13 protein-coding genes are annotated in these 12,898 nt (G+C 42.8%); 5 read left to right on the top strand and 8 right to left on the bottom strand.

From position 1 onward, the window contains the following. Positions 1-175: 175 nt before the first annotated feature. Entirely contained in the window at positions 176-874 is a 699-nt protein-coding gene (gene ric, locus FS736_RS01130; protein ID WP_144474525.1) for an iron-sulfur cluster repair di-iron protein, read from the top strand. A gap of 69 nt (positions 875-943) precedes the next feature. On the opposite strand, the gene cls is transcribed toward ric, so the two are convergent. The 3 genes from cls to FS736_RS01115 all read right to left on the bottom strand — a co-directional run bounded on the left by cls (position 944) and on the right by FS736_RS01115 (position 5,364). After that, the gene (gene cls, locus FS736_RS01125; RefSeq protein WP_144474524.1) at positions 944-2,455 is read right to left on the bottom strand and encodes a cardiolipin synthase; all 1,512 of its coding nucleotides are present in this window, start codon (positions 2,453-2,455) and stop codon (positions 944-946) included. A 148-nt stretch (positions 2,456-2,603) separates the two neighbouring features. Next, the gene (moaA, locus tag FS736_RS01120) at positions 2,604-3,620 is read right to left on the bottom strand and encodes a GTP 3',8-cyclase MoaA (RefSeq protein ID WP_144474523.1); all 1,017 of its coding nucleotides are present in this window, start codon (positions 3,618-3,620) and stop codon (positions 2,604-2,606) included. Positions 3,621-3,864: 244 nt separating this feature from the next. Further along, positions 3,865-5,364: a nitrate/nitrite transporter gene (locus tag FS736_RS01115; protein ID WP_144474522.1), complete on the bottom strand. Its 1,500-nt coding sequence runs from the start codon at positions 5,362-5,364 to the stop codon at positions 3,865-3,867. Positions 5,365-5,695: 331 nt separating this feature from the next. Between FS736_RS01115 and FS736_RS01110 the strand changes: the two genes are divergently transcribed. Next, positions 5,696-6,394 carry a Crp/Fnr family transcriptional regulator gene (locus tag FS736_RS01110; protein WP_144474521.1) on the top strand — a complete coding sequence of 233 codons (699 nt, stop codon included), beginning with the start codon at positions 5,696-5,698 and terminating at the stop codon, positions 6,392-6,394. A gap of 100 nt (positions 6,395-6,494) precedes the next feature. Here the strand turns inward: FS736_RS01110 and FS736_RS01105 are convergent, their stop codons facing one another. From FS736_RS01105 to yjfP, 3 genes are all read right to left on the bottom strand, one after another. Beyond that, positions 6,495-7,619 carry a TIGR04053 family radical SAM/SPASM domain-containing protein gene (locus FS736_RS01105; RefSeq protein ID WP_144474520.1) on the bottom strand — a complete coding sequence of 375 codons (1,125 nt, stop codon included), beginning with the start codon at positions 7,617-7,619 and terminating at the stop codon, positions 6,495-6,497. Positions 7,620-8,223: 604 nt separating this feature from the next. Further along, a complete protein-coding gene (locus tag FS736_RS01100; RefSeq protein ID WP_079508061.1) occupies positions 8,224-8,535 on the bottom strand; it encodes a metal-sulfur cluster assembly factor in 312 nt (103 codons plus the stop codon). A gap of 76 nt (positions 8,536-8,611) precedes the next feature. Continuing rightward, entirely contained in the window at positions 8,612-9,379 is a 768-nt protein-coding gene (gene yjfP / locus FS736_RS01095) for an esterase (protein WP_144474519.1), read from the bottom strand. A 213-nt stretch (positions 9,380-9,592) separates the two neighbouring features. On the opposite strand from yjfP, the gene FS736_RS01090 reads away from it, so the two are divergent. From FS736_RS01090 to FS736_RS01085, 3 genes are all read left to right on the top strand, one after another. Continuing rightward, on the top strand, positions 9,593-10,411 hold the full coding sequence (locus FS736_RS01090; RefSeq protein WP_144474518.1) for a Cof-type HAD-IIB family hydrolase: 819 nt from the start codon (positions 9,593-9,595) through the stop codon (positions 10,409-10,411). 444 nt (positions 10,412-10,855) lie between these two features. Then, positions 10,856-11,008 carry a hypothetical protein gene (locus FS736_RS24095; RefSeq protein ID WP_186326628.1) on the top strand — a complete coding sequence of 51 codons (153 nt, stop codon included), beginning with the start codon at positions 10,856-10,858 and terminating at the stop codon, positions 11,006-11,008. Then, the gene (locus FS736_RS01085; RefSeq protein ID WP_144474517.1) at positions 11,009-11,200 is read left to right on the top strand and encodes a DUF3813 domain-containing protein; all 192 of its coding nucleotides are present in this window, start codon (positions 11,009-11,011) and stop codon (positions 11,198-11,200) included. Positions 11,201-11,240: 40 nt separating this feature from the next. Here FS736_RS01085 and FS736_RS01080 read toward each other — a convergent pair whose 3' ends face one another. Beyond that, positions 11,241-12,029, bottom strand: a complete 789-nt coding sequence (locus FS736_RS01080; RefSeq protein WP_144474516.1) for a BsuPI-related putative proteinase inhibitor — start codon at positions 12,027-12,029, stop codon at positions 11,241-11,243. Between the two features lie 21 nt (positions 12,030-12,050). Next, positions 12,051-12,893, bottom strand: coding sequence for a YitT family protein (locus FS736_RS01075; RefSeq protein WP_144474515.1), 843 nt, complete (start codon positions 12,891-12,893; stop codon positions 12,051-12,053). Positions 12,894-12,898 lie beyond the last annotated feature (5 nt).

Raw genomic sequence — 12,898 nt, 5'->3', positions numbered from 1 at the left:
ATTATAAGAGTAATGTAAAAATGAATACATAACAAACCTCACAGTATTCTCTCATAAAAACTTTTAAAAATATGTAGATTTTTTGTGAAGTGTGATACACATCACCAAGTAGTAATTACATTTGCTTTATGCTGAGTATGTAAACAGTATACATTTTTTATTGGAGGTTTTTTTAATGAAAATGCCTTTTGAACAACATTCACTAGTTAAAGATATTGTCAATATATTCCCTCAATCCAGTGATTTATTCAAGAGAAACAGACTCGACTTTTGCTGTGGCGGCAACCGTCCGCTATCAGAAGCCGCGTTGGAGCAGAACCTTGACGTTCCTGAATTGATGAATCAGCTGGAAGAACTTTACAAAAAACATAATGGCACAGCCGAAAACATGGAGGTATGGACCGATACAGATTCTGAAGAATTGATCGAGCATATCAAGAATAAATACCACCGTGAGCTTGAGGAAGAACTGAAAATGCTAAGCCCATATGTAACCAAAGTAGCGAAAGTCCATGGTGAACGCCACGATGAACTGTTAAAAGTAAATGAACTTTTTTATGAATTAAAAAAGGAGCTCTTAGAGCATACAGCCAAAGAGGAAGCCACAGTGTTCCCGCTGCTTCTGGAACTTGAAAGTGCTGATGTTGAAAAGCGGGCTGGAATCATTGCCGAAATCGAAGAATTAGAGAAAGAACATGATCATGCAGGCTCAATATTGAAACAATTACGCGAGATTACTGAAGATTTCAATCCGCCAATCGATGCATGCGGAACATACCGTTTAGTTTACAAGCGGCTTGAAGCCCTGGAGTCACACACATTCATGCATGTACATCTTGAGAATAATATTCTATTCCCGAGATTTATTGCATAAAAGGAAAATCGCAGGCCTCAGTAAAAAAATGACCCCTTTTTCTCAAGATGGGGTCATTTTTTGGTTGGTCTATAATGCACCTGAAAACAGTCTGGCGAAGGATTCCTTCGTTCTTTCCCAGAGTCCTCGTTTATGATATTGGACAGCACTGATTTTCTCTGAATCTTCGAGGTCCGCTTCATAATGTGCTACAAGATCTCTGATTGAACTCGTTCCAAGCAGGAAGACGTTCACTTCAAAATTAAGATGGAAACTCCTCATGTCCATATTGGCCGTCCCAATCGAAGCGATATTCCCATCGACAATGATGACCTTTTGGTGCAGGAACCCCTTTTTATAGGAGTAAATCTCTGCCCCATTCCGCAGCAGTTCAGAAAAGTATGATCGGCTGGCATATTGTGTCAGATAGCTGTCATTGATTTCCGGAACCATGATCCTTACTTCTATTCCTTTGGCTGCAGCCACTCTCAATGCTGTCCTTATCGCTTCATCAGGAACAAAATAAGGAGTGGCAATCCAAATCGACTTAGTTGCGCAGGACATCATCGTGTAGTAAAAATCACTCATGATTCCTTGCTGTGTGTCCGGCCCGCTTGGCACTACCTGAATCGCACCATCCAGCTCATCGCTCTCATGCGGCTTTTTTTCGGCTATATGGTTCCCAAGTACCCTTTCACCGCTCACATATTCCCAATCAAGCAGGAAGACATTGTGGAGGGTATAGACAGCCTCTCCTGTCAGCACCATATGGGTATCGCGCCAAAAACCGATTTTCTCATCTTCACCGAGGTATTCTACGCCTACATTCAATCCGCCGACAAATCCGATTTCCCCGTCAATGATGACAATCTTCCTGTGATTCCGAAAATTGAATTTCTGATTGAAGAACCCGTATTTGAGCGGAGAGAACGGCGCAGCTTTAACGCCTGCCTCCTGCATGTCCTTAAGGTCCGTGGCGGCAATCTTCATGCTGCCGGCAGCATCGAACATGAATAAAACCTCAACACCCTGCCTGGCTTTTTCTATCAGGATGTCAATTATTTCCCTGCCAAGCCGGTCAGACCTGAAAATATAGTATTCCATATGGATGAACTTTTCTGCTTCCTTCAATTTCTTTTTTAATTCAGAAAAAGTCTCTTCCCCATTTTTAAGGATTTTTGCCCTTGAGTCGGTCGTAATTGGAGTCAACGCTGAATTCTTTGCATATTTTGCGAAGCAAAACTGATTTTCAATCAAGAAAGAAAGATCCCTCGACTCTTCATTCCTCATCAGCTTTTCCCATTGGTCACGATCCCTGGTACGCTTGCTTTTATACAGATACCCTTTTAAATACAGCTGTCCTGAAAATAGGTAAAAGAAATACCCGGCGACAGGAAATAACAGCATTACATACATCCACATCAGCGTATGCTGTGCGGAACGGTTCTCGAGCATCAACGAAAAGATGCTGACAAACAGGATAAGGGAGTAAACGGTGATCGCTGCAATCTTAATTGCCTGGCTGTACCCAGTAAAAAAGACAATATAAAAACACACCATTAAAATAAATACAAATAAAAATTCAATTCTTCTTTTTAGCATTCGGCAGTCTCCAACAAATTTTATCGTAGATTCATGTATACCCATAAACCTTTTGGTTGGAAACATAGTATGCCCAAAATCCAGAAGCCTCTGTTTTCCTTTGGATAAAAAACTCCAGAGGAACAGAAAAAGACCCCCGAAGGAGTCTTTAGCCGCCAATATAGGACATTTCGATTTTCTTTCTGTTCGCGACGGTTTCAGCTGTACGTTCATCTGAATAACGGTCCGTTCTGTGATTCCAGATATTTGTGATTCGTTCACGAAGCTCGTCATCGGTTGCACCGGCACGCATGAAGTCACGGATATCATGACCATTGCCATTGAAAAGGCAGGTGAACACCTGGCCATTCGCTGATAAACGTGATCTTGTACAGCTGGAGCAGAAGGACTCAGAAACTGAGGAAATAAAGCCGACGTTGATATCCGTACCTTTGTATCGGTATTTTTTAGCGACCTCGCCAAAGTAATCAGGGTCTACCGCTTCCAGTTCATGGTGCTGACTCAGCATGTCATGGATTTGCTTTTTCGTGATGACGTCGTCCATCTTCCAGCCATTAGTGCTGCCCACATCCATGAATTCAATATATCGGAGCTCCAGTCCTTCCTTTTTACAGAATTCTGCCATCGGAAGAATTTCGGAATCATTCAGGCCTTTCTTGACGACCATGTTGATTTTAACGCCCAACCCGGCCTTTTTTGCCGATTCGATTCCCTTGAGTACTGGCCCTACCCCTACATTGCGGCCATTGATTTCGCCGAACAGCTCATCCTTTAAGCTATCCAGACTGATATTCACGCGCTTCAACCCTGCTGCATACAGCTCTTCGGCATATTTAGGGAGCATCACGCCATTGGTAGTCAATGCGATATCCTTAAGCCCTTCAATCTGGTTGAGCTTCTTGACAAGGATCGGCAAGTCTTTCCGCATCAATGGCTCGCCGCCTGTGAGCCTGATTTTTTCAACACCCAGATCTATGAACAATTTGGCCACACGTTCGATTTCTTCATATGACAAAAGCTCACTTTTAGGCAAGAATGCAAAGTCTGGTCCAAAAATCTCGGCAGGCATGCAATACTGACACCGGAAATTACAGCGATCTATAACAGAAATACGCAAATCGCGGAGCGGTCTATTTAATTGGTCTTTAATTATGCTTTTTACCATCTGTGTCAACTCCAATTATAGAAGTTTTGATTATTGACATTGTAACAGCTATAGTAATGGTTCACTGTTAATATTCTCACAGTAACATCAATAGTCCTCTATTTAAAATAGTAGCTTTTACCCTTATGTCTATATTACAACATAAAAACTGGCAGGATAGTGTTTTTATCAGAAAATGTCATTATGTTGTCATATTATCTAAAATAGAAGGCTGCATCAAGGATTGGATGCAGCCTTCTTAAGGTTATTTCTTTTTTATAGGTAGCTCACTGAATATGCCGACATAGTTCTTGATTTCTCCGGCTTCATTTTTTAAAGGACTTATTGTAAGCCATTCAGGATAGATGTTTCCGTTCTTCTTTTTGTTCCAGATTTCTCCCTGCCAGAATCCATTCTCCTCAATGGATTTCCACATCTCCTTGTAAAAAGCCTCCCCATGCTTTCCTGACCTCAGGACTCTTGGGTTTCTCCCAATGACTTCCTCAGCTTTATATCCCGTTACATTCGTGAAAGATTGGTTAACCTTTTCAATCATGCCTTTCACATCCGTGATCATGATTCCCTCTGCAGTATGGTCGATGATATTTTTAGCAAGGCTCAATTTATCCTGATAGTACATCCAGATGACGATGATCAGGCTCGCAAGTGCAACCTGCGACAAAGCCATGAAACCAATGGCATAATGCCCTGTCAGGTTGAACAGGAAGGCCAGCATAAGCGGCGGGAAGAAGCCTCCCAATCCACCCATCGCTGATACTATACCATTCACGATCCCCGCCTGTTTTGAAAAATAAAGCGGCACTAGTTTGAAGACGGTACCATTGCCAATCCCCGCACTGATTGCTACCGTAAGACAGCCAATCGTATAAAGGGTCAGGGAAGGTGTGAAAGACAGCAGTATTCCTGAAATGGTCATGCCTGCAAAGACAATCATCAAGATGATGAATGAGTTGAATTTATCACCAAGCCAGCCGCCAATCGGCCTGAAGAATGTAGCAAGGGCAATGAATCCTGCTGTCCTGATTCCGGCATCTACCTTATCGAGCTCAAAATGTGACACAAGGAAATTCGGCAGGTAGATCGTAAAAGCTACAAATGATCCAAATGTTAAGAAGTAAAACAGACTCAATGCCCAGAGTTTCTGGTTCTTGTATACACTTTTAATTTGATCCCCCAGTGGAGTAGGAACTTTGGGTTCATTTTTGTCACCAAGGAAAAAGTTAAGCAATGCAAATGCCAGTAAAAGCACCAGGTAAAGCTGGACTGTTGACTGCCAGCCAATCTGCGATGCAATGACCGGTGCCGAAAAAGTCGTGACCGCAGTTCCGAGATTGCCTACCCCATAAATTCCGTTCACAAATCCATGGCGTTCTTTTGGATAGTATTTCGGGAGGGATGTCACACCGACAGAAAAAATTGCACCACCTATACCGACCAGCAAGCCGCCGATCAGCAGGTCAATAAAAGAATCTGCCAGACTGATGAAATACACCGGAAACAACAGGAATGCGAAGCTGACAAAGAACAGTTTTCGTGCTCCATATTTGTTTGTCCAGTATCCAATCGGTATCCTCATAACGGAACCCAGGACAACAGGAATGGCAGTCGCCATCGCGATTTGATTTGCTGTAAGCTTTATATCCTCTTTAATGAACGGCATTAATGCGGATAAAATAACCCACACCATAAAACCTGCAACCAGACTGAGCGTTTGAAGCGGCAGCTGATTTTTTTGTGTTCGCATGATTCTTCCCCCTCCTAGTTTTCAGGCGATTTTTGCTTGATAAATAAATCGTAGAAAAATACATGGCCTTATGATGTGAAGAACTTCACTCCTATTTCTTTGTTCAATAAACTGTCACAGTTGACTTCTAACATCGGAATCAACTTACTTTTTTTATCGATATAATATACCTATAGCAACTTTGTTTCGAAAATGTGAACAAAACGAAGAGAGAATGTGACGGGATTTTGACAATTCCCCATGCGTTATTTAGTTAACACTATCCAGATGTTATTATTGTCTCAATAACGAAAAGCCACGGAAACTTATATTCTAAAAAAGGGTGATGACCATGCCAAACACAACGAAAGTGACTCATTCAATAGAAATTAAAGAATTGCTCCAGTTTGCAGACAGGACATTCAAGGTTAAGAAGGGCACATACTTGTTCCAGGAAGGCATGGAGGCAGAGGAGCTTTATTTGATTCTTGGCGGAAAGGTGCAGATTAGCAAGGTAACCCAGGATGGACGTGAACTTGCGTTAAGGATTTGCGGGGAAAATGATCTATGCGGTGAATTGACCCTGTTTACCGAGGCACCAAAATATTTGCTTAGCGCATTGATCCTGGAGGATGCAACCATTTCCGCAATCAGGAAAGATGTCATCGAAAAGGAGATTTTTCAAAATCCATCGCTCGCATTCGAATTCATGAAATGGATGAGCGACCATTTCCGCAAAACACAGACTAAATTCCGTGATTTAGTACTTAACGGAAAAAAGGGAGCGCTATTCTCTACATTGATCAGGATGACGAACAGCTATGGTATCCATAAAGATACCGGCATTCTGATTGACCTTCCATTAACAAATCAGGAACTGGCCAATTTCTGCGGCACATCACGTGAAAGTACAAACAGGATTCTGAATGACTTGAAACGCGAAGGAATCATCTCCATTAAAAAAGGGAAAATCCTGATCCATGATGTAGATTACTTACGCAAGGAAATCGGCTGTGAAAATTGTCCGGCGGTTTTCTGTTCAATCGACTAATATAAAAAGCGAGTGAAGCCCAGCTTCACTCGCTTTTTATATTATGAGGCAGCCCTTTTAGAAGCAGAGCTGCTTTTTTTCTTTCCTTTTCCCTGGTTTGTTAGCTTTCCTGCTTTTGTTTTCTCAGTGCTTTAGGAATATACACGCAGAACGGTTCGCTCTCCAGGTAATCTCCTGTCATGGCATATGCCCGAGAACGCGAACCTCCGCATACATGCCTGAACTCGCAAACACCACATTTCCCTTTGTATTCATCAGGATTCCTCAGTGACTTGAATACGGGAGATTCCCTGTAAATTTCAGCAAGAGGCTGTTCCCGGACATTCCCTGCTTTAACCGGTAGCAATCCGCTCGGGTACACATATCCAATATGGGATATGAATACAAACCCATTTCCATCGTTAACACCTTTTGGAGCCCGGCCGAGACCATCGATGGATCCCGTCAACCCCTCATTTGTCAGGGCCGTCAAGTAGTTGATTTCGTCTGTATGATCCCTGGCTTCACGCATTTTTTGCTGAATGACAACCCGGCGGTAGTGCTGGGCAGCTGTAGTTTTTATGTCGAACTTCACCCGTTTGCTTAAATTATAAAGCCATTGGAACACTTTTTCATGCTCCACAGGTGAAATCATGTCCTTTTCCTGGCCGCGTCCTGTCGGGACAAGGAAAAATACACTCCACAGGACACAATCCAGATCTTCAACCATTTTTGCCATTTCATCTAAATACTCTATATTATATCGGGAAATGACGGTATTGATCTGTATCGGAATTTCGAGCTCGTGCAGATATTTTATTCTTTCCATCGTTAAATCAAAGGAACCGGCTGTTCCCCTGAAGTGGTCGTGAACTTCTGCTGTTGGTCCGTCGATACTGAAGGCCCATCGCGATAGACCGACCGCCTTTGCCTTTTCGATCGCTTCCTTGGTTACATTCGGTGTCGCACTAGGTGTCATCGATACACGGACACCCTTTTTTACAGCGTACTCGGCGATATCAAAAACGTCCTCCCTCATTAAAGGGTCTCCGCCTGTGAACACGAGCATCGGATTATTCATTTCGTATATTTGGTCAATCAGCGCTTTTCCCTCTTCGAAAGACAGTTCACGAGGATCTCTTCTATATTGTGCCTCCGCACGGCAGTGCAGGCATTTCAACTGGCAGGCTCTTGTAAGTTCCCAAATCACAATGAATGGGTCTTTGTTAAAATCTCTATCAAACATATTGGCGCCTCCTTAAGTACTTCTCTATACAAGAAGTATATAAGTGTTTCCAACATGTTTAAGTGAACTAACTCACATAAATTATGGCCAATCATTCTTTTTCTATGACAATTGTGTGACCTTTGTCTTCAAAACAAATAAAAAACAGCAGGAGATTTCCTGCTGTCAGATGAAAGAAAAATCAAGGGCTGCTTTTATCTTGCGGACTAAATGGTCTGATGAACCAGCTGGTCTAATGCAACCATTTCTAACTTTTGATCACGAGGGATTGGATTGTTCTTGGAATGTATCTTTATCACATTTAGCGTTATATGTATCTATTTTAAAAGAGACTTACGGTTAGTTCCACACTAAGTTGAGGAATCCTGTTGATTGGAGTGGAAGGCGCGTAGACTCCTGTGGGATCAGACGGACAGGTGAGACCCCGCAGACGCCAACGGCGGTGAGGAGGCTCAGCGCCGGCCCCGCGGAAAGCGAAGCGCCTGGAACGGAAATCAACAGCCCCATTCCAGCACAAACAAAAAAACTGTAGACAAGCTCGAATTCCATCGAGTTTGTCTACAGTCTGACAGCAGGAAATTTTCCTGTTGTTTCAAAAGGCTGATTAATCCCTTACCCCAAGGGCAATTTTCGCGTAACGTGACATCATGTCTTTTGACCATGGCGGATTGAAAACAATGTTCACTTCTGTATCTTTGACTTCTGGAAGGTCGGCAAGTGCTAATTTTACCTGTTCGACGATTGTGCCGGCTAGCGGGCAGCCCATTGACGTCAGGGTCATCGTTACAGTTGCAAGCCCTTCTTCATTCAAATCAACATCATATACAAGCCCTAAATTCACGATATCTACGCCAAGTTCAGGGTCAACGACCATCTCAAGCGCACCCATAATGCTCTCTTTTAATTCTTCATCCATCGGTGAACACTCCTTTATTAATGCTGTACCTGTTTCTATCATAACAATGATTCATTCCCATTAAAAGCGGAAGGTATTAGATATGCTTTGCAAACCACTCTGCTGAAGCCTCTACACCAGCGTTTGACACATTGTGCCCAGCATGTTCATCTGTAATGAACTCCAACATTCCTTTTGTTCCCACATAGTTTTTCCTGGTTTGCTCATAAAAATGATAGGCCGATTCATATGGTACTACTGGATCCATCCTGCCATGCCAGAACAACAGAGGACGTTTGTTCAGTTTTTCCGGCTGCTGGCTGAGGTCATACTGCTTCAGCTGATTGAGCAGTTCTGAAATTTCTTCTTTCGATAAATTGATATTTACATTCCGTTTTTCCATTTCATTCAGCTGCCACAGAGCAAACTGCTCAAATGACGGATTGCCCATTAAACTCACGCCGGCCTTGATCCAGTCATACTTAGCCATCGCGCCTAGCGTGGTGATGCCGCCCATCGATGTTCCGGCTACGCCAATCCTCGAAGGATCAACTAGTCCTTCATCGACCAATTCTGTTCTGATTGATGAAAGCTCTTCGATAGAAGTTATGACGATTTCCCAGAAACGGAAGCCAAGTTCTGTCTCTGACAATCCCTCACTGCGGGTTCCATGGTATTTTGCTTCTGGCATGATCACCCTGAAACCTTTTTCGGCATAGAGATAGGCATAATGCATGTTTCGTTCCTTTGTGCTTGTAAAACCATGCAGAAAAACAATCAATGGCATTCTATCTGAAAATTGACTTTGTTTTGCGATATGAAGAACGGGAATATCTTGAATGCGTTTCTTTTCGACTAAAATCACTGTTAAACCCTCCAAATTATGCGAACAGACAATAAATTTTACCGCGCTTTAAAGTATGTTATATGATTTTTTTACAATTTAAATGTAAAATGGTTACCATAGTGGTTATAAGAAGAAATTCACTACCATCCAAATATGTATTGTAGAACTCTTATGAAGAAAGAGCCAATCATACGCATAGGATTTAAAAAACAGAGATAAGAAGGAGTATTTATGGCTGAAAAACATTTAATCGCTTTAGACCTGGACGGTACATTACTTACAGATGATAAAAAGATTTCTGAACGGAACAAACGAGTCATCAAAAAAGCACGTGAAGAAGGACATGTAGTTATGATCGCTACAGGTAGACCATTCCGTTCGAGTGAAATGTATTACCATGAACTGCAGCTGGACACACCAATCGTCAATTTCAATGGAGCTTTCATTCACCATCCGCTTGACAACAGCTGGGGTGTACATCATTCCCCTTTATCGATTGATGTTGCCAAGGACATTGTCGAAGCACTCGATGACTTTAAATTTTATAACATCATCGCCGAAGTAATCGATGATGTATATGTCCATTATCATGATGAAAAATTGATGGATATCTTCAATTTAGGCAACCCAAATATAACAACCGGTGATTTAAGACGGTACCTAAAGGCATCTCCGACAAGTATGCTGATCCATTCTGACGAGGAGGATGTCCGCAAGATCCGTGCTCACCTTTCTGAGGTCCATGCAGAAGTGATTGATCACAGAAGCTGGGCAGCACCATTCCATGTCGTGGAAATTGTCAAAAATGGCTTGAATAAAGCTGTCGGGTTAAAAAAGGCCTCTGATTATTTCCAAATTCCTGCTGAGCGGATCATTGCATTCGGCGATGAAGACAATGATTTAGAGATGCTGGAATATGCAGGACGGGGAATCGCGATGGGCAATGCCGTGGCCGATGTAAAAAATATCGCCAACGATATGACCCTGACAAATGAGGAAGACGGAATTGGTGTGTATTTGAACGATCTGCTTAATCTGAAAGCACTATAAAATAACAAGAAGTGATTTGTCCGATAGGAATGAGTTCTATCGGACTTTTTTGCATGTTTTCCTGTTGCGTATGTCCAATTGGAGGCCTCTATCGGACACTTTTCCTTTCCTCACGCTTCTGTTTGTCCGATAGAAGGGCTCTATCGGTCACTTTTTCTTTCCTTACACTCCTGTTTGTCCGATAGGAGGGCTCTATCGGTCACTTTCCCTTTCCTCACGCTTCGGTTTATCCGATAGATAGGCTGTATCGGTCACTTTTCCTTTCCTTCCGTTTCTGTTTGTCCGACAAAGTTGCTGTACAGAAAAAATTCAATCATAAATGTCTGAACCTGCCAAATCGAACCTGGTTCGTTCCCGATTGTTTTTCCCCTAAAAGAGCATACTATGACTGAAGCAGCCAGATTGACTGTTTCAAAATTCGCTCGTAGATGGAGGGGTAAAACGATGGGTAAAGGCAATAAATCCAAGCGTTTTGTACAGCAAGGGGTAGATTCTGTCTCCAAGCATTCTCAAAGAATCCCTTACCACACCACGTATGCCGAAGCTGAAGCTCAAAAGATGGCGAATGTCAGAGAGTCCTCTTTAGGGGGAATTTAGATGGGAAACAGGCTTTTTCAGGAAGCTAGGAAGGCTGTCCAATTAGCTCAGACTGCGGAGCCTGCGGAACAATCTGCAGCCATCAGCAAGGCGAAAAATGCTCTTTCTTCCGCATATGCCAATACAACGATGGCGGAAAAAGAGCAGCTAAGGTCATTCCAGGACGAGCTGAATTCAATTGAAAACCAGTAACAGCAAAGCTGGCGGGATTCCCGCCAGCTTTTGCTTTGATTTATTTATTTTGGTTGAATCTTTCGAGCAGGACTGGATAAGTGTGGATAATTTCACCTTCCTTACTGCGTTCGTAAAGATTGAGGATGAGCGATCCGTTTTGGGGCAGCTTATTTTCAGGAATTGTTACATCAAGCGAAAAAGGGTGCCATTTCGGGTATTTTGATTGTGGGACAACTTCTGTTTCAGCAATTAACTGGTTGTGTCCATCCTCGACAGTATAGAAGAATTTCCCGCCGATTGGCCTCGCTTCGCCTGATATTTTATACGAGCCCCTTCCTCCTTCAGCCTGTATACCTTTAAAGACAGGATTTTCGCCTGGAATGTACATTTGCTTTTGATCGGTCAACTGCTGTTTGTCTGGGACAGGTTTTCCGTTGACGCTTACTGCTTTCAACTGTGCATTAACTGTATATTCTCCTTCTTTGACCCTTGTTCCCGCCTTTTTATAATCCCAGCTTTCCCGCCATTTCATTGTCTCGTGCGGTTTTAGCGCCAGTTTTTCAAACGCCTGGGCAAATGCCTTGTCCTCAGAAAATTGATAGACTTTATTCCTTTGGCCATCCATTACGATGATTTCATATTTCTGGGAGGTAGGAAATTCAAATACCAAATCTCCATCTCCATGGTTTTGCAGAGTCAGTTCAAATACAGCATGTTCGGCCCCGGCGATTGGGTCAATGTAAAAACTGAACTCCGATTTTTCTGGTGTCTGCTTTTCCTGCCCGATCGCCAGAGCAGGAGCAACGGCCATCAAAAGCAAAATAATCAACAAGCTGAATTTCTTCATCTCAAACCCCCGTTCCAACTTTTATTCACGCCTGAAAAACCCAAAGATCCCGGCTGTCTCCACAATATTGGTGAAAGCATGAGGATCGACTTCCTTGATGATATGTTCAAGGTCATACAATTCATACCTTGTAACAACAATGATCAGCATTTCTTTCTGTTCGCCGGAGAAAGCCCCTTTCGCAGGAAGCAAAGTGATACCGCGGACAAGCTTGTCATGGATGGCTTTCTTTAATTCATCCGATTTCTTGGTGACGATCATCGCTGTCAATTTTTCATGGCGGGTATGGATCGCATCGATCACTCGGGTCGACACATAGAGAGCCACAAGAGTGTAGAGCGCATTTTCCCAGCCGAAGATGTAACCAGCAGTCATTATAATGATGCCATTCAATGTAAAGAAATATGTACCAACCGGGCGATCATTCATGCGGGATAGTACCATTGCAATAATGTCCATGCCGCCAGTCGAAGCGCCCCATTTTAATGTCAGCCCAACGCCCAGCGCAGCAATGACTCCTCCAAAAACTGCATTCAGCAGGATATCACCTGATACTTCTTTAACCGGAAGGATTTCAAGAAAGATTGATGAAAGCAATACTGAAATGAAGCTATAGAAGGTAAATGATTTCCCTACCTTTTTCCATCCAAGGATGGTCACCGGAATATTTAGCAGTAAAAGAAGGATTCCTGTAGAAATATTAAATGGCGCAAATTCACCAAGTATGCTTGAAACGAGCTGGGCAATACCGGTAAAGCCGCTTGCGTAGACATTTGCCGGGATTAAGAAGAAATTCAGTGACAATGCATTTAAGAATGCACCGATCACCACGATGAAGATTTTTTTCGTTTCCAACCAGACCATGTAAA

Origin of the sequence: Cytobacillus oceanisediminis 2691 (assembly GCF_007678455.1) — a bacterium.
Taxonomy (GTDB): Bacteria; Bacillota; Bacilli; order Bacillales; family Cytobacillaceae; genus Mesobacillus; species Mesobacillus oceanisediminis_A.
Note: the sequence above shows the minus strand (reverse complement) of the source record. Positions and strands in the feature narration are given on the sequence as shown.